The sequence below is a fragment of the Pseudobacter sp. genome (assembly GCF_051955275.1).
Classification (GTDB): Bacteria; Bacteroidota; Bacteroidia; order Chitinophagales; family Chitinophagaceae; genus Pseudobacter.
On sequence record NZ_JBQCGW010000267.1, the window covers coordinates 1 to 25277 of the forward strand.

The 25277-nt window shown below is 49.5% G+C and carries 20 protein-coding genes; 9 read left to right on the top strand and 11 right to left on the bottom strand.

Annotated elements, in window-relative coordinates:
* The 7 genes from ACTHMC_RS23440 to ACTHMC_RS23470 all read left to right on the top strand — a co-directional run.
* Window positions 1–509: sigma-70 family RNA polymerase sigma factor (locus tag ACTHMC_RS23440; RefSeq protein ID WP_440416916.1), on the top strand; the 509-nt coding region annotated here is incomplete at its 5' end.
* A gap of 68 nt (window positions 510–577) precedes the next feature.
* Entirely contained in the window at window positions 578–1756 is a 1179-nt protein-coding gene (locus ACTHMC_RS23445; RefSeq protein WP_440416918.1) for a FecR family protein, read from the top strand.
* A 110-nt stretch (window positions 1757–1866) separates the two neighbouring features.
* The gene (locus ACTHMC_RS23450) at window positions 1867–5430 is read left to right on the top strand and encodes a TonB-dependent receptor (RefSeq protein ID WP_440416920.1); all 3564 of its coding nucleotides are present in this window, start codon (window positions 1867–1869) and stop codon (window positions 5428–5430) included.
* 23 nt (window positions 5431–5453) lie between these two features.
* Window positions 5454–6866, top strand: coding sequence for a RagB/SusD family nutrient uptake outer membrane protein (locus ACTHMC_RS23455; RefSeq protein ID WP_440416922.1), 1413 nt, complete (start codon window positions 5454–5456; stop codon window positions 6864–6866).
* Between the two features lie 21 nt (window positions 6867–6887).
* A complete protein-coding gene (locus ACTHMC_RS23460) occupies window positions 6888–7982 on the top strand; it encodes a redoxin domain-containing protein (RefSeq protein WP_440416923.1) in 1095 nt (364 codons plus the stop codon).
* 11 nt (window positions 7983–7993) lie between these two features.
* Window positions 7994–9202 (top strand): redoxin domain-containing protein, encoded by a 1209-nt coding sequence (locus ACTHMC_RS23465; protein WP_440416924.1) that lies wholly within the window; start codon window positions 7994–7996, stop codon window positions 9200–9202.
* Between the two features lie 189 nt (window positions 9203–9391).
* On the top strand, window positions 9392–10987 hold the full coding sequence (locus ACTHMC_RS23470) for an FAD-dependent oxidoreductase (RefSeq protein WP_440416925.1): 1596 nt from the start codon (window positions 9392–9394) through the stop codon (window positions 10985–10987).
* A gap of 137 nt (window positions 10988–11124) precedes the next feature.
* On the opposite strand, the gene ACTHMC_RS23475 is transcribed toward ACTHMC_RS23470, so the two are convergent.
* From ACTHMC_RS23475 to ACTHMC_RS23490, 4 genes are all read right to left on the bottom strand, one after another.
* Window positions 11125–12585, bottom strand: coding sequence for an efflux transporter outer membrane subunit (locus ACTHMC_RS23475; RefSeq protein ID WP_440416927.1), 1461 nt, complete (start codon window positions 12583–12585; stop codon window positions 11125–11127).
* A gap of 10 nt (window positions 12586–12595) precedes the next feature.
* Window positions 12596–15727, bottom strand: coding sequence for an efflux RND transporter permease subunit (locus tag ACTHMC_RS23480; RefSeq protein ID WP_440416928.1), 3132 nt, complete (start codon window positions 15725–15727; stop codon window positions 12596–12598).
* A gap of 28 nt (window positions 15728–15755) precedes the next feature.
* Entirely contained in the window at window positions 15756–16874 is a 1119-nt protein-coding gene (locus tag ACTHMC_RS23485) for an efflux RND transporter periplasmic adaptor subunit (RefSeq protein WP_440416930.1), read from the bottom strand.
* Between the two features lie 126 nt (window positions 16875–17000).
* Window positions 17001–17369: a hypothetical protein gene (locus ACTHMC_RS23490; RefSeq protein WP_440416932.1), complete on the bottom strand. Its 369-nt coding sequence runs from the start codon at window positions 17367–17369 to the stop codon at window positions 17001–17003.
* 131 nt (window positions 17370–17500) lie between these two features.
* On the opposite strand from ACTHMC_RS23490, the gene ACTHMC_RS23495 reads away from it, so the two are divergent.
* Both ACTHMC_RS23495 and ACTHMC_RS23500 read left to right on the top strand, forming a co-directional pair.
* Entirely contained in the window at window positions 17501–18481 is a 981-nt protein-coding gene (locus tag ACTHMC_RS23495; RefSeq protein WP_440416933.1) for a redoxin domain-containing protein, read from the top strand.
* A 24-nt stretch (window positions 18482–18505) separates the two neighbouring features.
* The gene (locus ACTHMC_RS23500; protein ID WP_440416935.1) at window positions 18506–18907 is read left to right on the top strand and encodes a hypothetical protein; all 402 of its coding nucleotides are present in this window, start codon (window positions 18506–18508) and stop codon (window positions 18905–18907) included.
* A 20-nt stretch (window positions 18908–18927) separates the two neighbouring features.
* On the opposite strand, the gene rocD is transcribed toward ACTHMC_RS23500, so the two are convergent.
* The 7 genes from rocD to ACTHMC_RS23535 all read right to left on the bottom strand — a co-directional run bounded on the left by rocD (window position 18928) and on the right by ACTHMC_RS23535 (window position 25275).
* Window positions 18928–20163, bottom strand: a complete 1236-nt coding sequence (rocD, locus tag ACTHMC_RS23505) for an ornithine--oxo-acid transaminase (RefSeq protein WP_440416936.1) — start codon at window positions 20161–20163, stop codon at window positions 18928–18930.
* Window positions 20164–20391: 228 nt separating this feature from the next.
* The gene (lepB, locus tag ACTHMC_RS23510; RefSeq protein ID WP_440416938.1) at window positions 20392–21099 is read right to left on the bottom strand and encodes a signal peptidase I; all 708 of its coding nucleotides are present in this window, start codon (window positions 21097–21099) and stop codon (window positions 20392–20394) included.
* Window positions 21100–21221: 122 nt separating this feature from the next.
* A complete protein-coding gene (locus ACTHMC_RS23515; RefSeq protein ID WP_440416940.1) occupies window positions 21222–21965 on the bottom strand; it encodes a S26 family signal peptidase in 744 nt (247 codons plus the stop codon).
* A 43-nt stretch (window positions 21966–22008) separates the two neighbouring features.
* Entirely contained in the window at window positions 22009–22818 is an 810-nt protein-coding gene (gene ispE, locus ACTHMC_RS23520; protein ID WP_440416942.1) for a 4-(cytidine 5'-diphospho)-2-C-methyl-D-erythritol kinase, read from the bottom strand.
* A gap of 16 nt (window positions 22819–22834) precedes the next feature.
* Complete coding sequence (locus tag ACTHMC_RS23525; RefSeq protein ID WP_440416944.1) at window positions 22835–23440, bottom strand: bifunctional nuclease family protein; 606 nt, start codon at window positions 23438–23440, stop codon at window positions 22835–22837.
* A gap of 92 nt (window positions 23441–23532) precedes the next feature.
* Entirely contained in the window at window positions 23533–24498 is a 966-nt protein-coding gene (locus tag ACTHMC_RS23530) for an electron transfer flavoprotein subunit alpha/FixB family protein (protein ID WP_440416945.1), read from the bottom strand.
* Window positions 24499–24537: 39 nt separating this feature from the next.
* Window positions 24538–25275, bottom strand: a complete 738-nt coding sequence (locus ACTHMC_RS23535; protein ID WP_440416947.1) for an electron transfer flavoprotein subunit beta/FixA family protein — start codon at window positions 25273–25275, stop codon at window positions 24538–24540.
* Window positions 25276–25277: the final 2 nt, after the last annotated feature.

Below are 25277 nucleotides of genomic sequence, written 5' to 3' on the forward strand. Positions count from 1 at the left end.
GGCTGCACATTCATGTGGCCAGCCTGGTGAAATCCACCCCCGTTGCGGAAGAGATCATCCAGGAAACCTTCCTGCGTGTATGGATCAACAGAGACCAGTTGCCGGGTATCGATCATCCCCGGGCCTGGATCTTTTCCATCGCTTCCAATATTTGTTTCAATCACCTGCGGTCACAGCTTCGCAAAGAAAAACATCTTCGTATCCTGGCCGGTTCCGCAGCCGAAAGCCAGGCAGAAATACCTGTCCTCACTGAACTCAAAGAAATGAGATCAGCCATTCACGATGCCGTGGACCATCTCTCCGGGCAACGCCGGCTGATCTGGCTGCTATACCGCGAGCAGGGCCTCAAACAATCAGAGATTGCCAGCCAGCTGAATATTTCCGTATCAACAGTAAAGAACACCATCGCGCAGTCGCTTGAATTTATCCGCAAGCATATGCGCACCAAAGGATTCTGGATCCCCTTATGCCTGCTGGAAGCCGCTTTGAAAATTTCTTCCAGGTTCTGATAGACCTTTTCCTCTCAACGGTTACTTAGTATCAGGGACGGCTCCGGCCAAACCCGCAAAATACCCATATGCAACAGAGAATAGTAGTCCTGTTAGAACGATACATTTCCGGCAGTATCACTGATGGTGAATTAGCTGAACTGCATCAGCTCTTTGAATCATCCCCGCAGGATGTTCAGGCCGGCATCGCCCAATGGCTCGATGGCCGGGAAACTGATCAGGCGTATGATCCGCAGCACTGGCAACAGGTGCTGGGCCGGATCATGAATGCAGACAGAACGGAGGATGTGACCGTAACACCAGTGATACCATTCTATAAACGGCCATTCTTCCGTTATGCGGCAGCTGCGGTAGTGGTCCTGGTAGCAGGGGCGGGTTTCTGGTTCACCAACAGTAATACAAAGTCAACGCAGGTGGCGGATCAGCCTGTAGTAGTGGAAAAGAATGTGCCTCCCGGAAAGGATGGCGCCATCCTCACCCTGGCAGACGGCACACAGCTGGTGCTGGATAGCCTTGGTAACGGCCTGGTGAGCACGCAACAGGGAACGCATGTGGTGCTGAACGATGGGCAGCTGACCTATCATTCGCAACAACAGGCATTGGCTGCCCCACAGTTCAATACCATGACCACCCCCAGGGGCCGCCAGTTCAATGTGACCCTGCCCGATGGCACACGCGTATGGCTGAATGCTTCTTCGTCGCTGCGCTATCCCACTGTCTTCGGAGGATTTGAAAGAAGGGTGGAAGTAACAGGTGAAGCCTTCTTTGAAGTGGCGCAGAACAAAGACCTGCCATTCATCGTGAACATCGGTCAGCAGGCAGAAGTGCAGGTGCTGGGAACCAGCTTCAACGTGAATGCGTATGCTGACGAGCCGGGCATCAATACCACCCTGCTGGAGGGAAGCGTGAAAGTACTGGCGGTTAAAAGAAACGAAGAACTGGTGCTTAGACCGGGAGAACAGGCCCAGCAGTCGGATGAGCTGCAGAAGAAGACAGTGAACGTAGATGATGTAGTGGCCTGGAAGAACGGAGCATTCAATTTCAACGATATGGAATTGCCCGCCGTAATGCGGCAACTGAGCAGGTGGTACAATGTGGAAATTGAATATGCAGGCCCTGTATCTAAGGGAAAATTCGGAGGTAAGATGGGCCGGAACCTCAGCCTGGCAGATGTGTTGGCGGAACTGAAGAATTTTGATGTGAATTTCAGGATTGAAGATGGAAACAAAATAGTTGTGTTACCCTGACCGGAATAAAAAACCGGGTAGAAGATTGGACCCCTTTACCCGGCGATGTTCAGGTCAGTCATCAAATAGTGTCGAACTGCTTAATTACTTAACCAAAACATTGCGAAAGTATGCAATTAAATGCTGTTAAGCAGCGGAATAATTCCGCCTGCTTTACCAAAACTGCCTCGGTGGATGAAGGAATTGTGCACAGGACTTTCTCCCGTTCCATCGATGGAACAACTGTGAATGCGATGAAACTGACTATCATTCTCCTGATTGTGGCCGTATTCCAGGTAAACGCTCATACCTCGGCCCAGACTGTTTCCTACTCGGCTAAGTCGGTCACCATCCCCGTGGTGCTCTCCGCCTTCGAGAAGCAGACAGGTTATCTTTTCTTTTTCAAGAAAGAAGACATGAACGCTATCCAGCCGCTGACCGTTTCCATTGCCAATATGCCGCTGACGGAAGCGCTCCACACCATTTTGAAAGGCCTCCCCCTGAAGTTCACCATCCGGGGTAATACTATTTTCATCCGCAAGGAGGAAACACCGGCATATGTAACACCGGAATCACTGGTGATCACCATGCGCAAAAGCGTATCCGGCCGCGTGATGGAAGCGGATGGAACGCCGGTTCAGGGTGTAAGCGTTACGGTGAAAGGCACCAAAAACGCTACTACCACGTTCGCCAATGGCGCCTATTCCATCGAAGTGCCTGAGGACGGTACCCTCGTATTCACCAGCGTTTCCCATGAGTCGCAGAGCATTGCGGTGAAGGGAAAATCAGTGATCGATGTCACCCTCAAACGCAAAGTGGCTTCCCTGGAAGATTATATTGTGGTAGGTTATGGTTCCACCAAAAGAAAAGACCTTACCGGCTCCGTGTCTTCCGTTGATGTGAAAGAAGTGCGTGATGCACCTTTCGTGAGCATCGACCAGGCCCTGACCGGTAAAGCGGCAGGTGTGCAGGTAGTACAGGCAGACGGCTCTCCCGGCGGTATGGCCAAGATCCGCATCCGCGGCGGTACCTCACTGATGGGTAGCAATGACCCCCTCTACATCATCGATGGTGTACAGGTGCAGATCCAGAACCGTTACCTGCAGAACCAGGCGGAAGCCGTGAATCCCATCGAACGCTTCGGCAGCGATGATCCCAACTCATCCGTATCCGGCGCCTTCGCAAGAGGATTGAACAGTTTAGCCGGTTTAAATATCAACGACATTGAAAGTATTGATATCCTGAAAGATGCCTCTGCTACTGCTATCTATGGTTCCCGCGCCGCCAACGGTGTGGTGATCATCACTACCAAAAAAGGAAAGCAGAACCAGAAACCTTTGCTCGAAGCCAACTATTACACAGGTTTCACCAGGGCTATCAAACAGGACCTGCTGAATGCCGATCAATACAAAATGATCACGCGCGAAGCAGCGAAGAACCTCAATGATGCACGTGCTGCTGCCGGCCAGGCGCCTAATGCAAGAGCCACACAGATCCTCTCCAATCCTGATTACCTGGGCACTGCCAACACAGACTGGCTTGGCCTGGTATTGCGCACCGGTATCACGCAGAACGCAGATATCTCCGTTCGCGGTGGAGGTACCGGTTCCCGCTACTACACTTCCCTGGCTTATCAGAAACAGGAAGGTGGTTTGAGAGGAACAGATTTCCAGCGGATCTCAGGAAAGATCAACCTGGATAACGAGATCACAAAACGCCTGCGGATCATCGCCAACCTGGATTATGGTTTTACCAAAAACAATATCACCAACGGGATCTACGCGCAAGCCCTATATGCGCCGCCCACGCTGCCTGCCTTCAATCCTGATGGCAGCGTGTACCAGTTCACCGGCAATACTATCGGTGGATACGACTATGAAGGTTTTCAAAACCCTATGGCATTGCTGCAGGGCATCAACGAAGGCAAAACTTCCACCTTGCTCGGCTCACTGGCGGCCGAGGTGGATATCCTGAAAGACCTGAAATTCCGCAGCGTGGTTTCCGTTAACTATACCAATTACCACCAGCTGAACTATGTGCCGAGCCTGGCTGTGATCGCTTCTCCCAATGGTGTCGGCAGCTCCAATGGAGGTACAGGCTCACAGTCGCAGACTGAGAACACCAGCCTCTTTTATGAGAATACACTCACCTGGGATAAAACATTCAATGAAAATCACCGCCTCAATGTTGTAGGTGGAACCACCTGGCAGAAAGACCGCTTCAATTCCTTCTCCGCCAGTGCACAGGGATTTCCTGATGATAAATTCCTGAATAATCTTTCTTCTGCCGCTATTCCACTGATGCCGGCCGGAACTTCCGGACAGAGCTCCCTGCTGAGCTTCTTCATGCGTGCCAACTATTCCCTGAAAGAAAGATATCTCTTCACTTTTACCGGCCGCTCTGACGCTTCTTCCAAATTCCCCTCTAAGAACCGGGTTGGGTATTTCCCTTCCGGCGGTGTGGCCTGGAGGATCAATGAAGAGAATTTCATGAAGAACGTAAAATGGATAGATGAACTGAAAGTCCGCGCCAGCGCTGGTCTGACTGGTACGCAGAATATCGGTGACAACCTCTTCTATACGCTCTACACACCAGGTTCCTACAACAGGGTGAATGCAATGGTGCCCACACAGCTCGGTAACGAGAATATCAAATGGGAATCTACTTTGCAGAAAGATCTGGGGCTCGACTTCAGTATCCTGAACTCCCGCTTCAGAGGTTCCATAGGTTATTATGAAAAGAAAACAGATGGCCTGCTGATGAGCACCATCCTGCCTCCCAGTTCAAGTTTTTCCAGTGTGATCAGCAACTTTGCCACTATCGAGAACAGGGGACTGGAAATAGACCTGCGCGCTGATATCATCCGTGGAAAAGACTTCCAGTGGAATGCAGCGTTCAACATCTCCGGCAACCGCTCCAAAGTACTGGATATCGCCAATGACTTCACTGATCCTAACGGTGATCCTGCCCTTGCTCAGTATTACCTGGGTAACAGCATCGTGCGTAAGGGAGAGCCCATCGGTCTTTTCTTCGGTAAGAAATTCAAAGGCATCATTCAGACACAGAAAGAAGCCGATGATTATAAAGCCAGCTGGCCTTATTATATCTACTTCAGTCCATATACCAGTATCGGCGACCCCATGTATGAGATCGACAGCACAGGTTTCCCTGCACAGGATGTTATCGGGCATGCACAGCCGAAGTTTTATGGCGGCTTTACCAACACCGTTACTTACAAGAATTTCAACCTGATTGTACTCTTCACTTACAGCTATGGTGGTGAGGTATTGTACCTGCAGGATGTGCAGAATAAGTATGTAGGCGGACAAACCAATAAGAGTACTGCCATTCTCGGCAGGTGGACACCGGATAATCCAACGTCAGACAGGCCGCGCCTGATCCTGAACAGCAATTCAACGGCCTACACCGCCAGCAATGATGTGTATGATGCCAGCTATATCAAGCTGAAATCAATCACGCTGAGTTACAGGCTGCCTCAACATCTGATGGACAAATGGAGAATGAGGGATGTGAATGTATATGTATCCGGCACCAACCTCATTACTATCAGCGATTATCCCGGCCCTGATCCGGAAGTGAGCGGAAATCCTTACAGCCTCATCAATGGCGCTACGGATTCCGGAACATTCCCAACTGTACGTCAATACAGCGCTGGTATCAGGATCGGATTTTAATCAACCTTTAAATCATTGAAAGAATGAAACAACTCATATATGCAATACCGGTAGCGCTTCTGACTTTCAGCTCCTGCAGCAAGGAACTGGGCAAATTACCGGAGAATGCCAAAGTGGAGGGAAATACGGTAATAGATCAGAAAACGGCTATCGTGGCACTCAATGGCGCGTACTATCGTTTCGCCAATGTTCAGGCAGGGAATAATGTAACCAGCTGGGGCAATAACAAAACGCAGCCCGGTTATTACTCAGGCTTCATCGGATATGGATATGGCGGGGGAGATGATGAAAACAATATCTACAACAATAACTCCGATGTTTTCTGGTCGTACTCCTACGCCATTGTGAATGCCGCCAATGGTGTGATCGGTGGAGTAGAGAAGCTGCCGGACAATATGTTCACAGGCAATTCCAAAAAGAATATTCTTTCCGAAGCACGCTTCCTCAGGGCTTACGGCCATTTCAAACTGCTCAGTTATTACGGACAGTGGTGGGACCTCAACAGCAAGTTTGGTGTAATGCTTCGCAAAGAGCTGGTGACCCTGGGTAATGTGTCCAAACCAAGGAGCACAGTTGCCGACTCCTATGCAGATATCCTGGAAGACCTGGATTATGCCGTTACCAATGGTGCTGATTCCACCGGAAATGTATATGCATCGAAATATGCTGCCATGGCACTGAAAATGCGTGTGTTGCTGAGTCATGGGCAGCCTGCGGATTACACTGCCGCCATCACGCTCGCCAACCAGATCATTGCAGGAAACAGGTATCAGCTGGAACCTAAGCTGGTAGACCTTTTCAGAATAAAAGGACTGGCAAGTAAAGAGGTGATCCTGGGTGTTCGTCCGCAGTTGAACCAGGAAGCATATTATTACAACAGCAGCCGTCAGTTCTGGCCCGGCGCCTCCTCCTTGTATGTAGCGGTCCAGGCTTTTAAAGATCTGTTGCAGAATGATCCCCGCGGCGGCTGGATGACCGGTACTGCCAACTCATACCGGCCGGGTTCTTACTACTTCACCAAATACATTGCAGAAGGAAGTACGCCTTCACAGGTTACAGAAAGCGCTTATGCTATCAGGTTATCTGAAGTATTACTGATGAAGGCTGAAGCGATCGTACGGTCCGGTGGTTCCATCAGCGATGCACGGACCATTCTGAAAGAAGTGATGGCCAAAGCAGAAGTGACCAATTATACAGCTGTTGATAATGCAGCAACGCCCGATGCCATGCTGGAGCAGATCTGGAGGGAAACCGCCAGGAACCTGACTGGTGAAGACGGACAGGAGTGGCTGGCTTTATTGCGCCTTCCTTTCGCTACCGTAAAGCAGATCAAGCCCACCATCACCGATAAGATCCAGTACATTATGCCCGTGCCCCACAATGAGCTGATGAACAATCCGCTCTTCGGTGATCAGAACCCGGGCTATCAGCGTTAAGAACCTAAAACGAAATAAGCCATGACAAAAATGAAAACAAACATCTGCTGGGTGTTGGCCTTATCCTGTGCCGCCGCCTGCCAGAACGCAGCACCTGAAAAGCAACAGGCAAGTATCGATGCAGACATCACCGGACTCACGGATTCGGTAGTGTACATCTCAAATCTTTCGGATGAAGAAAGAAAGACCGATACCGTCCCTGTTGTGAAAGGAAAATTCAGCTGGACGGGCACCGTTTCTGACCCACGCAAGGTCTTTGTGGGCACCAGCCAGCGTTATATGGAATTCTACATGGAGAATGCTCCCGTGCAACTGAAAGGAAATATTGATTCTTTTTATTACACCAAAGTGAGCGGCTCAGCATCGCAGGATGAGTACATGGCCTGGCAGAAATCGGTTGATGATATCGAGCAAGCACAGGGCCCGCTCTACCAGCAACTGCATGAAGCAAAGGATGAAAAAGTAAAAGCTGTGCTGGAAGCAAAGATCGATTCTTTCCGCATGGTGAAGAGAGGACGCATCAAAGACTATGTCAGGAAGCATCCACAAAGCCCTGTAAGTGTGGGATTGATTGCCGATATGGCCATGATGGGTGAATTTGCGCCACTGGATACCCTGTACCGTGTGCTTGATCCAAAAGCACAACAGACATATTCAGGAAAGAAACTGGGGGAAAGATTGCAGGTGTTGAAGCGCAGCTCCATTGGTGAGACCATCAAGGATTTTGCACAGAACGATGCCAATGGAAAAACAGTGAAGCTGTCTGATTTCAAAGGCAAATATGTGTTCATCGATTTCTGGGCAAGCTGGTGCGGCCCCTGCCGGGCAGAGAACCCCAATGTGCTGAAGGCGTACAACGACTTCAAAGGAAAGAACTTTGAAGTGCTGGGTGTGTCTCTCGATGACGATCCCGCTAAATGGAAAAAAGCGATTGCCGATGATGGCATGCCCTGGACGCAGATCTCTGATCTCAAAGGATATGAGAACGAGATATCTTCCTGGTATGGTATTCAGGCCATTCCCAGCTCTTTCCTGCTGGACCCCAATGGTGTGATCATTGCAAAGGACCTGCGTGGTACCATGCTTCATACAAAACTTTCTGAAATCTTACATTAACCTTACAGAGCATGAACAATAAGATAATATTCTTAACAACATTCACCCTGGCCGGGTTTTCTGCGCTGGCCCAGTCAAAGCCGTTCACCATCGATGGCAGCATCAAAGGAGGTCATAACGGCTATGTATACCTGTCGTACTCCACAGGAGACCGTGATCACAGAACAGACAGCAGCCTGGTGAAGAATGGTAAATTCACCTTCAAAGGTGAATTGCCAAACCCAGTAATGGCGATGGTATCTGCCGAAAAGCTGCGGAGTATGAGTGGGCGTGAAGATTATAAGCAGCTGTTCATTGAGCCGGGCAATATGAAACTTTCCCTGGTGAAAGGAAATATCAGGTCAGCAACGCTCACCGGATCTGCAGCCAATGCAGAGAATGAAGAGCTTGAAAAAACGAATGCGTCCCTGCGTGCGGAAATGAAACCGCTCAGCGAAGCTTATGAAAAAAGGAACCTGGAGTATATGGCCGCCATGAAGGCCAAAAAAGATGAGAACACACTTCAGCAGTTGAAAGACAAGGCCACGGAAGCCAAGGACAAGCTGGATCCTTACTATGAGAAGATGCGCGCCAATACCATGAACTGGGTCAAAGCCCATCCGGAATCCTGGGCAACTGCCTATGTCATGCGTTTCTATGTCAGCAGCATGAAGGTGGAGGAAGGCGAAGAATTGTATGCAAAGATGCCACCCCATATTCAACAAAGCAGTTATGGAAAAGCTATAAAAAAGGAACTGGAAGGACTCCGCATGGGATCTCCCGGCAGCAAAGCCTATGGCTTTACCAAAACGGATATCAATGGCCAGCAACTGAGCCTTTCCGATCTGAAAGGAAAATATGTACTGGTGGATTTCTGGGCAAGCTGGTGCGTACCCTGCCGTAAAGGCAATCCGCATTTGCTTTCATTGTATTCAAAGTACAAAGACAAAGGTTTCGAGATTGTAGGAGTTTCCGACGACGACAGTAATCATGATGCCTGGAAAAAGGCAGTGGCTAAAGATGGCATCGGTGTATGGAAACATGTTTTACGCGGACTGGATATGAAGAAGAAAATGAATGATGAAGATAATCCTGAAGATATCAGTGATTATTACGGGATTCATTCTTTGCCTACCAAGATCCTGATCAATCCGGAAGGTGTGATCGTGGGCCGCTACGGCGGTGGCGGAGAAGATGATGAGGCAATGGACAAAAAACTGAAAGAAATATTCGGGAGTTAGTCAGTCATAGAATCAGCTACGAACTTGTGCATTGGGGGCTGGCCTTTTGGTCAGTCCCTTTTTCATTTTATTATTAATTTGGGTAGGGAAAGCAACAGAAATCCTCATGTACACTGTTGATCACGGAGAACGCTGCCAATAAAAGGTAAAATATCACCTGCTGGTACGTGCTTTGTGCCATACCGGTTTATGAATCACAATTTATCACCAGACGGCACTACGGGGAATTTCAGCTCAGGAGAAAATCATTCTTACTGGATAGATGCAGTAGCTCCTGTTGAAATAACCACACTCAGTCAGGATATGGAAACCGATGTACTGGTGGTTGGTGGTGGTATCGCAGGATTGACCACCGCTTACCTGCTGGCAAAAGCGGGAAGGATTGTAACACTGGTGGAAGATGGTTTGATCGGTTCCGGCGAGAGCGGCAGAACAACAGCACATATCACCTGTGCTCTGGATGATCATTACCAATATATAGAAAAGGCATTTGGTGAAGAAGGCGCAAAGCTGGCTGCCGCCAGCCATATGGCCGCTATCGAAAAGATTGCATCCATTATCAGGGAAGAACATATTGCCTGCGACTTCGAACGGTTGAACGGGTATTTGTTTCTCTTCCCCGGCGAAAAGAAACAATACCTGGCTGATGAACTGGAAGCCGTGAAAAGGGCAGGGATTCCTGCACAATGGATGGATGAGATTCCCGGTATGTCTCCTGCTGATGGTCCCTGTATCGTTTATCCCATGCAGGCACAGTTCCATATCATGCGTTACCTGCATGAACTGGCGCACGTAACATTGAACCTCGGCGCAAAGATCTTTACAAAAACACGCGCAACGAAGATCGATAAACATGGTGCTGTGTGCAATGGCTTCACTATAAAGGCGCAGCATATTGTTGTTGCCACCAATACGCCGGTGAATGACCTGGTTACCATGCACACCAAACAGTTTCCCTATCGTACCTATGTGATTGCGGCTCCTGTTCCCAAAGGAACATTGCCCCGTTCACTCTGGTGGGATACGGGCGATCAGGATTCCAAATGGGTGACAGCTCCTTATCATTATATCAGAACGCAGGCGTATACAAATACACATGATTTGCTGATCATCGGAGGCGAAGATCATAAAACCGGCCGCGCTGATGAAGAGAAGATCCCCGAAACATCGCGGTACCAGGCACTGATCAACTGGATGCGCGTGCATTTCCCGGCAGCAGGTGATGTGGTATACCACTGGTCCGGACAGGTGATGGAACCAATAGATTATATGGGCTTCATCGGTCGCAATCCAGGCAATGAAAATATTTATATCATCACCGGGGATTCCGGCAATGGAATGACGCATGGCACAATCGGTGCGATGATCCTTTTCGATCTTATCCAGGATAAAGCAAATCCGTGGGCGGAATTATATTCCCCCAAACGTTTGCCCATGAAGGAACTGGGCACCTATCTTTCTGAGGTGATGGATATGGCCAAACAGTATGGCGATTATTTCACGGAAGCTGATATTAAAAGTCTGGATGAACTGGCGCCAGGCAACGGGGCTATACTCGGAAAAGGCATGAAACGGATAGCCGTATACAAAAATGAAAACGGGAAAGTGAATGCCTGCAGTGCGGTTTGTCCGCACCTGGGTTGTGTGGTACAGTGGAATGCAGATGAGAAATCATTTGATTGTCCCTGTCATGGTTCAAGATTCACCAAAGAAGGGGAGGTGATCAACGGGCCAGCCGTTACGCCGTTGAAGCGCATAGATATCAATGCAGGAAAGCTGCAGTAAACTTGCTTTTCATTCATCATAAAGAAGGCGTTCCTTTGGAAGTGGAACGCCTTCTGCTTTTTGAATATTGTAATTGATAGAGCCAGAAGCCAAATCAGGGTGTGCTATAAAGAGCAGGGTGTTGCTTTTTCATCCCATTAAGAATTCTCCCAACCTCCTCCCAGACTTGCATACAGCCTGATCACAGAAGTGAAAATAGTCTGTTTCTGCCTCGTGCTCTGCAACTCCGCTTCCAGCATATTCTTCTGAGCCGTGATCACTTCCAGGTAATTGGCATATCCCGTGAGATACAGGTCCCTGGCGGTTTGTACCGCTTCTTTCAATTCCTGCACTTCCTGCGTTTTCAACCTGAATGCGTGCTGGTGCTGGTTCACAGCACTGATATTGGTGGATACTTCATTATAGGCTTCCACCAGTTTCTGCTGATAACTGTACATCATTTCACGATTGGCGGCATTGGCGATGGTGAAATCTGTTTTGATCTGCCGGCGGTTCAGCAATGGTGCGGTTAGCTGCCCGGCAGCACCCCAGGCCAGGGACCCCGCATTGAATAACAGGGAAGGGGTAAAAGCATTCAGGGCGATATATGGATGGATAGTAAGCGATGGAAAGAAACTTGCCCTGGCAGCTTTTACATTTTCATTGGCTGCTTGTAAAGAGAGCTCAGCCTGCATGATATCCGGCCTCCGTAACAGGAGGCTGGACGGCACTCCTGCATGGATGGCAGGAATAGTGGCAGGCAGCACCGAAGCCCTTGCGATCTGCTTCGTGTATGCTCCCGCCACTGAATTGAGCTGGTTTTCCGTTTGTACCCGTTGTTGAAGGAGCTGATGCTCTATCGCTTTTGTGTTTAACAGTTGCGCTTCAAACTGCTGCACGGCCAGCTCCGTGGCGCGGCCACCTGCTTTCTGGGCGATCACTATCTCCACCGCTTCTTCCTGCAGTTTGATATTCTTACGCACAATCTCCAGTTCTGCATCAAGGCTGATCAGTTCATAATAACCCTGAGCAATAACCGAAACGATGCTGGTCACCAGTACCCGCCTTGCCTGTTGCTGCGCCAGCAGGTCCGAGGCAGCTGCTTTACGCAGTGCACCCAGCTTCCCCCAGAGATCGATCTCCCAGCTGCTCTGCAGCCCGATCCACATATCGGTGGTAGGGCTCAGCGGGATCTGCTGATCTTTATCGATATTCGGAGACAGATTGGTATCGAAGTTGCCTACGCCATTGAGCGTGTAATCTCCATACCTGTCTGCCGTAGCGGCGATTCGCGCATCCACTGAAGGCAGCAGTGCACGGCGGCGGTTCATCAGCTGCGCCTGCGCGGATACGATGCGCTGGTAAGCGATATTGATATCTGCATTATTCTTCAGCGCGGAATCGATCAGGCTGATGAGCTGCTGGTCCGGAAAGAGCTCACGGAATACGAGCCTGCCGGAATCCTGTGAAGCTGCAGTATTGCTGAATTGCTCAGGCATGGCTTTCACCGGCGGCAGCGGTTCCGGCTGCGCCACTTTGCAACCGGTGATGAAGGCTGCACTGATTATGGCTGCCGTCAGAACCGGCCTGAAACTGATTTGATATTTCGATATTTTCATTGTTGACTTTTTATGCTTCCTGCTTTACAGCTTTCAGCTTCTTCTTTGCTTTCCTTTGAAACAAAACGTAAAGACCTGGCACCAGGAAGATACCCGCAATGGTACCCACCAGCATACCCCCTGCGGATGCGATGCCGATGGAGTTGTTACCCATCGCGCCTGCGCCTTTGGCGATACAAAGCGGGATCAATCCCGCAATGAAAGCGAAACTGGTCATAAGGATGGGACGAAGCCTGCTTACCGCGCCTTCGCGTGCTGCTTCCAGGATACTCATGCCATGTTTCCGTTTTTGTATGGCCACTTCCACAATGAGGATGGCATTCTTGCCGAGCAGTCCGATCAGCATGATCAGCGCCACCTGTGCATAGATATTATTCTCCAATCCTGTGATAAGCAGGAAAAGGAAAGCGCCTGCAATACCGGCAGGCAGGCTCAGTATAACGGCAAGGGGTAAAAGAAAACTCTCATACTGAGCTGCCAGAACCAGGTATACGAAGAGCAGACAGATCAGGAATATCCAGATGGCTTCATTGCCGCTGAGGATCTGCTCACGCGTCATACCACTCCACTCAAAACTGTAGCCTTTAGGGAGACTGCTGTCCGCCACCTGTTTAATAGCTGTAATGGCATCACCGCTGGTAAAGCCCGGAGCCGCATCACCATTGATCATGGCGGCTGTGTACATATTGAAACGGGTGATCTGCTCGGGCCCATATACTTTCTCCATGCGGATGAAATTGGAGTAAGGAACCATCTCACCCTTATTGTTCTTTACAAAAAGATTGAGTACATCCTCCGGGTTGGCGCGGTACTGTGGTAAAGCCTGCAACATCACTTTGTACATCTGATCAAAGCGGATGAAGTTGGTGGCATAATAACTGCCCAGCAAGGTCTGTAAGGTACCCATGGCATTGTCGATGGTAACACCTTGCTTGGCTGCCATCTCCTGGTCCACATGAATGAGGTACTGCGGGAAATTGGGATCGAAGCTGGTATTGGCATTGCTTATCACTTTGTGGTCTTTCAGCTTTTGCAGAAAGCCATCACTGACCGTGGCCATCTGTGCAAGATCTGTATTGCGGTTTTTGTTAAGCAACCTTAGTTCAAAACCTCCGGCATTGCCGAAGCCCGGAACGGTAGGCGGTTCAAAGTATTCGATGCTGGCATCGGAAATATGTGCCGTCTTTTCTTTGAAGCGCGTGATCAGTTCCGCTATGCTTTCTTCCCTGTCATCCCATTCTTTCAGGTTGATCATTGCCATACCATAAGAAGCGCCGGAGATATCGCTCATCAGGCTGTAACCCGCCAGGGTACTGATATTCTCGATGGTTCGTTCCGGTTGCAATGCCTTTTGTACGGCGTTCAGCACCTCTTCCGTGCGTTCAACCGTGGAGCCGGGTGGCGTGGTCACATTCACATACACCATACACTGATCTTCCGCCGGTATGAACCCGGAAGGCAACAGTTTGGCGGTTCCCCAGATGGCAATGAAGAACACAGCCAGCATCGCCAGGGTGATCACTCTTCTGCCTGCAATGCGGTTTACGGTCCTGCCGAATTTTCTTTCCGCTCCGTTATATCCTTTGTTGAACAGGTCATAAAAGCGTTGCAGCAGGCTTTTCTTTTTGCCGGGAGTAGGATGTTTCAGTAATAGTGCACACAGGGCCGGTGTAAGCGTAAGGGCATTGATACCTGAAATCACGATGGCAATGGCCAGGGTGAGAGAGAACTGTCTGTAGAAAACTCCCACTGGCCCCGACAGGAATGCCACCGGAATAAACACCGCCGACATCACCAGGGTGATGGCTACTACCGCGCTGCCGATCTCTTTCATGGCGGCCAGGGTAGCATCCATGGCGGAGAGATGTTGTTCGCTCATCTTCACGTGCACGGCTTCCACTACCACAATGGCATTGTCCACCACGATACCGATGGCCAGCACCAATGCAAACAATGTGAGGATATTGATCGAGAAACCGAACATGAGCATGAAGGCCAGCGTGCCGATCAGTGCCACTGGCACTGCCAGTGCCGGGATCAGTGTACTGCGGAAATCCTGCAGGAAGATGAACACCACAATGAATACCAGTATGAATGCCTCTACCAGTGTGGTGAGCACCTTGCTGATACTGGCATCCAGGAAGCGGCTCACATCATAGGCGTAGTTGTACACCATGCCGGGAGGGAAGCTGGTTTCTTTCAGTTCTTCCATCTTTGCTTTGATCTCATTGATCACGTCCTGCGCGTTGGAACCGGGGCGTTGTTTGATCATGATACTCGCAGAGGGACGGCCATCCGTGTAAGACACCATATCATAACTCACTGTGCCGAATTCCACATCGGCGATATCGCGGAGCCGCAGGATCGAGCCATCATCATCCGCGCGGAGGATCACATCCTTATATTGCTCGGGGGTATTGAATTTACCGGTGTATTTGAGTACATATTGTTTGGCCTGTTTGTCTTTACCCGAGTTTTCGCCGGTAACACCGGGTGCTGCCTCGATATTCTGGTTGCGGAGCGCAGCAATGATCTCTTCGGTGGAAATATTATAGGCAAGGAGCTTGTCGGGTTTCAGCCATACACGCATGGAATAATCACGTGCACCCATGATATCCACGAAACCCACACCGTTGATCCGTTTGAGCTCCTGCAGGATATTGATGTCGGTGAAATTGTAAATGAATTCTTCATCCACATTCCTGTCGTCACTCATGATGTTCAGGTAGAGCAGCATGGAGTTCACTTCCTTTTCTGTGGTAACGCCTGCCTTGATCACTTCCTCCGGAAGCTCATCCAGTACGGTGGTAACGCGGTTCTGTACGTTCACTGCGGCCTGGTCGGGGTCTGTGCCCACTTCAAAGAAAACGGTGATCAGTGTAACGCCGTTATTACTGCTGACGGAGTTCATATAGGTCATGCCGGGAACGCCGTTGATGGCGCGTTCCAGCGGAATGGCCACGGCTTTGGTACATACATCGGCATTGGCGCCATTATAATTGGCGGTCACCACTACCGATGGGGGAACGATATCGGGGTACTGGGTCACCGGCAATGTGAACAATGCGAGTACACCCAGGAGAACAAAGATCAAAGAGATCACGAGCGACAGGACCGGTCGCCGGATAAATTTTTCTATCATGATACCATCTGGTTTAGGTCAAACAATTTTAGTGGGCCGTCAGCAGGCTGTCAGACGAAATAAAGCGCGGCGTTACTTTCACGCCTTCGCGGATATTCTGCACGCCTTCATAGATGATGCGGTCGCCTGCTTCGAGGCCCGACTTCACCAGTACGAAATCATCGATCCTGGTGTCCGGTGTAAAGCGCTTCATCTTTACGGAATTGTTTGGCTCGAGCACAAATACATAGTTCTTGTCCTGGATCTCAAATACACTTTTCTGTGGTACCATCAGTGCGCCGGGCACCATGGAAGTGAGCAGGATCTTCCCACTGGCTCCGTGTTTGAGGAGCTTGTCGGGGTTCGGGAATTTTGCCCGGAAAGCGATAGATCCTGTCTGTTTTTCAAATTCACCATCCATGGTTTCGATGGTGCCTGGTTGGGAAAAGAGACTGCCATCCGCCAGTTGCAGTTGCACGGGCATGCCTAAGCGGTTTTTGGTCTTGCCTGCTTTTACATAGTGCAGGTATTCGCTTTCGGATACATTGAAGTAGGCGTGCATCTTATGGATATCAGATACGGTGGTGAGCAGGGCTCCTTCGCTTACGAGACTGCCGGTTTTGTGTGGGATACGATCAATTACACCTGTGAAAGGCGCGCGGATACTGGCATAGGAGAGGCGCAGCTCTGCCTTGGCCTTGCCGGCGGTGGCTTCTTCCACTTTTGCTTTTGCAGCGGTCAGCCGGGCCAGCGCCAGTTCCATTTCCGATTGGGAGAGGATCTTTTTATCGACCAGTTTTTTCACGCGGTCGGTTTCCACTTCCGCACTTTTCATGTCGGCGGTTGCGCTGGTAAGCGCTGCACTGGCTTCGGCCAGCTGCAACTTGAACTCCGCATCATTCAGGCGGAAGAGGAGTTGTCCTTTCTGAACATATTGTCCTTCATCCACTGCAATGCCTTCGAGGAAGCCTGAAACCTTGGCACGCAGTTCCACATTCTGCGAAGCGGCAATGCTGCTGACGTAGCTTTTGTGAAGCATGGTGTCCCGCGATTGCAGCTCAAAGACCGGCACTTCCACCAATGGTTTTTCCTTGTCTGTATTTCCTTTTGCTGTACAGCCGGCCAGGTAGAGCACGGACAGTAATCCGAACAATTGAATTGATCTCATAAAATAAAAATTGGGTGGCTGCCGCCGGATTTAGCCAGGGCAGTGCCTTTAGCATTGATATGTATAAAGAAGTACAGCCTGATCAGCGATGGAACAGGCATAAATGAATTGGATGTGAACAATCACTCAGAACGGTGTTAACCGGAAGAGAAAGAGATAGTAGAACGGCAGTGTCTGTGTTTGCTTGGGCATACAGACGGTATCTGCACTGCGAATGTCCCTGATGCTTACTTCTTCGGCGCGTTGGGAGGCGCTGATGATAAAGTAAGAGGATGAAACGGTAAACCTGGAGCGGAGCCTGGATGGCCGTTGAGCATGGATCTCCGAGAATACGAGCAGGCTCTCTTCAAAACAGTCCTGCGCATCCTGCTCATCTTCCTGGAAAGCCAGGATCTGCTGCGGGTGAGCTGCATATACACGGGTATTACCCTTGGATGTGATCACCACACCAAAGAGGAAACTGCATACCAGTAATATGACTGATCTGAAATTCAAGTATTGATTCAATAGAAATGCAAAAATAGCCGATGAAGTATAAAAAGAAATTAAGATTGGATTAAAGGGAGATGAGAGAAAGAATAATTAACAGTATTCACTCTAATTATCAGTTCAGGTGTTAGGAAAATATGAAGAATGCAATCCTCATACTTTCCCTGTTGCTGCCTGTACTGGCAGGCGCCCAGCTGAAATTTACAATAAACGGCACTGTTGAACTGCCCGACAGTACCCGTATCTCCCTGGTAACACAGGGCAATAAACCGGTTGTGATCCAGAAAACCAGGGCGATAAACGGGAAATTTTCCATTTCCGGTGAAGTAAAGGAAGTGATGATGGCCAATCTGCTGGTGTTCAGCAAAGGAGAAATGCAAACCAGGACAATTTATCTTGAAGAAGGACTGATTCAGTTGAATGCAGGTAAGAATTTAACAGCCGCCACGGTGATGGCAGGCCCTTTGAATAAGTTATGGGATGAATGGCAGGCTGGTCATGGTTCAAAGCTGACCGGTTTGGATCTCCATGAAGTAGGCAACTTCGTGAAGCTGCATCCGGGATCACCACTGAGTCTGGACCTAATTGTTTACGATGAGGAAAAGCGCCACAAATGGTATTCACTCTTCAAAACACTTGATGCTTCCTTGCAGGGAACGGACCGCGCAAAACTGTACAGGAAAAATGTGGAGAGCGATCTCTCATTACAACCCGGGTCAACTGCGCCTGATTTCACGGTAAATGATCCTGAAGGTAACAGCTGGAATCTGTCTGATTACCGTGGACAATATGTATTGCTCGATTTCTGGGCGAGCTGGTGCAAACCCTGCCGGGCGGCCGTTCCTCATTTGAGGGAGCTCTACAATAAGTATAAAGACAAAAATTTTACCATCCTGGGGGTGAGTATCGATAAGAATGCGCAGGACTGGGTGAATGCTATCAGGGTGGATAATTCCAACTGGAAGCATGGCAGTGATCTGGAGGGGCATACCGGGAAAATAGCCAGGCTGTACATGCTCAGTTTTGTGCCGCAGGTATATCTGCTGGACCCTGAAGGCAGGATCATTGCGAAGGATAATTATGAAAAAGTATTGGCCGAACGTCTCGGGAACCAATAGATAAAATAAAGTACTTTTGCCGCCATGAAATATTCTCAATGGATCGGCGTAGCGGCAGCAATCACCCTGGTGATCGCCTGTTTTATTCCCTGGGCTTATTACCCTGATGTACAAAAAGAGTTTACCGGCTTCTTTTCCGAAAACAACCAGTACGGCAGGCCAGGTAAGCTATTTGTAGTCTTCGCCGTTATTTCATCTGTTTTCTTCCTGGTTCCCCGGGTATGGGCCAAGAGATGGAACCTGCTCTTCAATGCCATTATCGTGGCATGGGCCATCCGTTGCTTCCTGGTATTTACAGGTTGCTATCATGGGATCTGTCCTGAGAAGAGAGCAGGCATCTGGCTGGTATTGATCTCTTCTGCCGTAATGATGCTCATGGCCGCCTTCCCCGATACAAAACTGCCGGAGCAAAAAAAGAACGGCTAAGCGCCGTTCCCGTTTATCAGTTAGTCAAGTACTTTCAGACTTTCAGCTATCAGCTGCACACATTCTTCTATCTGTTCTGCAGTGATGGTCAATGGTGGCGCCAGCCTGATCTTATCGCCGTGCGTGGGTTTGGCCAGGATTCCATTTTCTTTCATGGCCAGGCAGAGGTCCCATGCTGCATCAGCATTGGCATGTTGGATCACGATGGCATTCAGCAATCCCTTGCCACGGATGAGTTTGATATGGGGTGATTGAAGCTCAGCCAGTCTGCGGCGCAGGAGCTCGCCCATCTTTTCAGCATTCTCCGTCATCTTTTCATCCTTCAATACAGTGAGGGCAGCGATGGCCACTTTACAGGCGAGCGGGTTGCCGCCATAGGTTGAACCATGTTCGCCGGGCCTGATGGTGAGCATGATGGGATCATCGGCCAGCACGGCTGAGATTGGCAGGGTGCCGCCGCTCAGAGCTTTGCCGAGAATCAATATATCAGGACGAACATTTTCATGATCGCAGGCCAGCAGCTTTCCTGTTCTGCTTAAGCCGGTCTGGATCTCATCTGCAATGAAGAGTACATTCGCATCAGCACAATATTGTTTTGCGGTGGAGAGGTATCCTTCATCCGGCACCAGTACACCGGCTTCGCCCTGGATGGGCTCAACCAGGAAACCGGCAACATTTTTATCTTTCAGTGCTTCACTGAGTGCAGCGAGATCGTTGTAGGGAATGCTTTTGAAGCCTTCCATATATGGACCGAAACCTTTACGGGCGGAGGGATCAGAACTGAAGGAGATCACGGTGCTGGTACGGCCATGGAAATTTCCACCGCAGACAATGATCACTGCTTTATTCTCTTCAATTCCTTTTACATCATAGCCCCAGCGGCGGCAGAGTTTCAGGGCTGTTTCAACGGCTTCCACACCGGTATTCATGGGAAGCACTTTATGGTAGCCGAAATAGTCTGTGATAAATTTCGCATACTCACCCAGCAGTGCGCTGTGGAAGGCACGGCTGGTTAGTGTAAGCTGCTGCGCCTGTTCAATCAATGCGGCAATGATAGCAGGATGGCAATGTCCCTGGTTTACGGCGGAATAGCCACTGAGAAAATCAAAGTAGCGCTTACCTTCCACATCCCACACATGCACGTTTTGTCCGCGTTCCAGCACTACGGGCAGAGGATGGTAATTGTGTGCGCCATACTTTTCTTCCATGGCCAGGTAATATTGTTCTCTGGTAGAGTTGTGCATTGTTGCTTGCATATAAAACTGATTTACGGGGTGTATCCTGTGAAAAGAATACATGATAAAAAAGGGAAAAACCAATTGACAGAAGAAACCGCCCGGTGCGGAGTGGCGCCGGGAAACCAGGGACTAACCTCGATGATTGAGGAAATCGAGATTGAAATGGAGAAAATAAATTATGTGAGTCCTGTTGCTGATTTTATTCAGATTTGACACGAAGGTACGGAAAATAAGGGAAGGAAGCAATCAGTGGTTAAGTACAGTACCGATAAGCCTTTCAACGGGCAGGGGGCCGAAATCCCTTGAATCGAGGCATTGGTTCCGGTTATCGCCCAGGAGAAAATAATGACCTGGGGGAACGATATAGGGGCCGAAATGATCATGGTCCCAGTTTTTCTGGAAGAGGTTAACAATTTGTTGCGATGGAGAATTTTTATAGGCGATCCTTCTGGAGTAAGGAATTTTCTCTTTTTCGAGTTTCAACAGGTCTTTTTTTACCAGCTGGAGGAAGAAGGAGTCTGCGCGGTTTTCAAACCTTTTGGCGAGGGTGTCATAACGAAGTAGCTTGAGCGTGCGCTCAGCAAGCGGTTTGGGAATGCCGTATTCTTTTACGAGATCCAGGTTTTTGTCTGCGGACATGTCGTTTACAAAAAGTTCTCCGTTCCTGATCTCGATAGTATCTCCGGGCAGGCCTGCCAGTCTGAGTACTCCTTTCGTTCTGTCATCCATAAAGCCTATCGGGAGATTGTAAAAGCAGATAAAATCATTGTGCGCAGGTTTTTTCCAGGCGCTGATGGCGATAATGGTGCCCTGACTGATGGAGGGTCTGCAATAATTGTTGTCTGCGATCCTGAGCTGTATGGCTCCTGTGGTCCTGATGATCAGCAACGACACGATGAGGAGGAGTATGATGATCAGGTAGGGGAACAGTTTTTTCAATCCCTGGTGCTTCATAAGATGTTCGCAGAATTTATACCGGCAAGATATTGAAAAAGTTCAAGGTAGGGTATCAGGAATGTTTGAATTGCCTGTAGTTGGATGGCTACCGGAAGATAGGTAATAATAGAAAATTGTGATCAGCGGTTTATGACAGTGCCTGTGTATTTTGAAACGGCGATGGGGCCGATATAACGCGAATCCATTGCTCCATGGCGGTTATCGCCCATAACGAAATAATGATCCTGCGGAACGATGTAGGGGCCGAAACTGTCAGGGCTCCATGGATGCCTGTAGATATTGAATATTTCATCGTCGCCATAAGCAGGCAGCATTTCCTTGTTGTAGGGAATCTTTTCTTTTTTTAGTAATTCCAGCTGTTCATCCGTCAGAAATACCCTGCCGGAATCACTGGTGGGGCCCATTCGTTGAAAATCAGGCTCGGCATAATTGTTTGGATCATATTCTTCTTCTTCAATACCTGCCAGTGTTTTTATCTGGTCCTCCATGGCAATTGGAACATGGTAAACCTGCATGAGGTTGAGGCCACGGTCGGCTGGCCGGCTATTCACATACAGGTCGCCGTTACGCATCTCCACTTTATCTCCGCCTTTTGCCACCAGTCTGAACACGTAGATTACTTCTTTCTTTTCATGTATAGAATCGTAATACTGGAAGCAGATCATATCATTTATTTCAGGCTTTACCAGGTTAGATGCAAATATGAGATCGCCCTGGTTGATATTGGGCCTGTTGGCAGTTGTAGGGGTTTTGTAATAATTCAACATTCCTGAAAAGCGTGCAATGAGGAATAACAGGAAGATGGCGCTGATGGAACTTGCCAGGATGATACTGGTTTTCTTACGGCGTTTTGCAGGTTTCATGCAAGGAAATAGAAATTAGAAATGGTATTTACAATAAAAATTATCAGGGAAGTTTGAATTCCCGGTAGCCCGCAGGCCAGTTGATCAGGGGTAACTGGTTATTAGCGAAGATGCCATAAAAACAGGAACCGCTGCCGCTCATGGATGCATAAATGGCGCCATAGGTATAAAGCTGGTCTTTTATTTCCTGCAAGGCAGGATGGTGGCTTATTACAGGGGCTTCAAAATCGTTTATCAATTTGTCTTTCCATTGTTCCACTGGCAGCTGGATGACAGAGCTCAGGGAATCTGTATCACCGGATGGGCTGATCTGTGAAAATGCCCAGGCGGTATTCACATGAATGCCGGGGTGTACTAACAGAAAGGAATAGTTGCTGAGATCGAGCTCTATGGGCTGTAGCTTTTCTCCGCGGCCCGTAGCCAGGCTGGGTTTGTTGCAGATAAAGAAAGGACAATCGCTGCCCAGTTGCAGGGCATATGCCAGGAGTTGTTCCTTGCTGAGTTGTAGATGGAATTTATCGTTGAGCAGCTGCAGCATAAAAGCGCCATCGGCAGAGCCGCCTCCCAGTCCTGCGCCCATCGGGATATTCTTATGCAGGCAGGTAGTAACGGGAGAGAGGTCAGGGAAATCCTGGCTGAGCAGGTCCCATGCTTTGATGCAGAGATTCTTTTCTGGTGGACCCGCAACGGGGATACCCGTAACGGAGAGTTCGTTGGTGCTGTTCTTTACAATTTCCAGCACATCGCGTACCGGCAGGGGATAGAACACCGTTTCCAGGTTATGGTATCCGTCGGGTCTTTTTCCGAGGATCCGGAGGCCGAGGTTGATCTTACAATTGGGAAAGCTGATCATTTCCTGTTATCGGATGTTATCTGCCTTTTTTCCGGCTGTTGATCTCATCGCGGATGGCGATAGCCCGGATATAATCTTCCTGTTCAAGTACTTCGCTCAGGAGGGTATGCAATTCTTCAACGCTCATGGCTTTGAGGTCTTCATGGCTGCTGCTGGTTGTAGTGGCTTCAGCGGCAACGGCTTCCCGGGGCGTTTTCTTTTTGCCGGAGGGATCTTCCATGAGGATGCCTGCGCTTTCCAGTATATTCTCGTAGGTGTAGATGGGGCAACCGAAGCGAACGGCCAGGGCCAGTGCATCGGAAGTCCGGGAATCTATTTCCACAGTATCGTGTTCGCTCACACATATGAGCTTGGAATAGAAGATGCCTTCCTGGAGGTCGCAGATCACGATCTCCTGGAGGTCAATAGTGAAAGCATTCATGAAATTCTTCATGAGATCATGCGTGAGCGGACGGCTTGGATGCATTTTTTCCAGTGCCACAGCAATGGCCTGGGCTTCAAAGCCCCCGATCACGATCGGTAAACGGCGGAGGCCATTCACCTCACCCAGCACTACAGCGTAAGAATGTGTCTGGGTTATACTATGTGATAGTGCAACTATTTCCAACTCTATTTTCTTCATACGGAGACACGAAACTAAGGCATTTTTACCAAAAAAAAAGCGGTTGCAATACAACCGCTTTTTTTCATTATAATATTGTGCCTGAAATGGTTTTAGGCCATTCCCTTTACTTTTTTTGCAGCTTCGATGATCTTTGGCATCACTTCGAATGCGTCGCCCACAATTCCGTAGTCGGCAGCCTTGAAGAATGGTGCTTCAGGATCTTTGTTGATCACCACAATTACCTTGCTGCGGTTTACGCCCGCCAGGTGCTGGATGGCGCCGGAGATACCCACGGCAATATAAAGGTTGGGGGCGATTGCCAGGCCGGTTTGTCCAACATGCTCATGGTGCGGGCGCCAGTGTGCATCAGCCACAGGGCGGCTGCAGGCAGTGGCTGCTCCCAGTACATGGGCCAGGTCTGTGATCAGGTTCCAGTTCTCTGGTCCTTTGAGACCGCGGCCACCGCTCACCACTACTTCAGCTTCGCTGAGCGGGATCTCGCCGGTTACCTTGTTGACTGCGGTCACTTTTACTTTAGGAGCTTCGATGTTCACATTGAGGGCCGCTACTTCCGCAGTGCCTTCAGTGGCTTCCACCTTATATGAGTTGGGGTTGAGCGCAATGATTTTGATAGCGGTGCTGATGCCGATATTGGCGAATGCCTTACCGGAGAACACACTCTTCTTAACCACGAAACCGTTGCTGGTATCGGGCAGGGCCACTGCTCCTGAAACCAGACCGGCCTTCAGGCTGGCGCTGAGGCGGGGGGCGATTGCCTTTCCGTCTACATTATTGCTGAAGATCACCACGTCTGCACCGGTAGCTTTAACGCCTTCGGCGATGGCATGTGTGAAAGTCTGTGCGTCAAAATGATCCAGTGCCGCGTTGTTCAGGTGGTGGATCTTTTTGATGCCGTATTTACCCAGGGCGGCGAGGTCTTCCGTTACGGAGCCCAGCACAATGCCTTCGGCTGTTGTTCCCAGTTGGGCGGCTACTTTGGCGCCATAACTCATGGCTTCGAGAGAAGCTTTCTTGATATGGCCCTCGGCCTGGTCTATAAAGATTAAAACTGACATATTCTTGTGTTGAATTGAAGTAAAAGAATGGGTTAAGGCTTAGATCGCTTTGGCTTCTTCGTGGAGCAGTCTTACCAGTTCCTCCGGATTGTCCGCAGGGATCAGTTTAACGCCCGCTTTGGCTGGTGGCAGCTCAAAGCTTACGATGGAAGTGAGTGCGTCGATGGCAGCCGGTTCAACCACTTTGAGAGGTTTTGTACGGGCGCCCATGATGCCTTTCATGTTGGGGATACGTTGTTCCGCCATTCCTTTCTGACAGCTAACTGCAACGGGTAACTGCACTTCGCACACTTCTTCACCGCCTTCAATTTCGCGGGTGACGGTGGCAGTAGTACCGTTGAGCTCAAATTTGGTAGCGAGGGAGATATAGGGGAGGCCCAGCAGTTCAGCTACCATACCGCCGATGGAAGAACCATTGTAATCGATGGTTTCACGGCCGGTGAATACCAGGTCATAGCCGCCTGATTTTGCCACTTCGGCAATCTGGGAGGCGATATAAAAACTGTCCTGGCTGTCTGCATTCACACGGATTGCCTCATCACCACCCAGCGCCAGTGCTTTTCTGATGATAGGTTCCGCATCAGCGCCTCCAACGGTCACGAGGTGGAGCACGGTGGAAGGGTCTTTCTCTTTCAGCTCGATAGCGCGAACAAGCGCATACCATTCATCATATGGATTGATGATCCACTGAACGCCATCCTGTGCAAATTTCGTATTGTTATCAGTGAAGGCTATTTTTGCCGTTGTGTCCGGCGTTTTGCTGATACATACTAAGATCT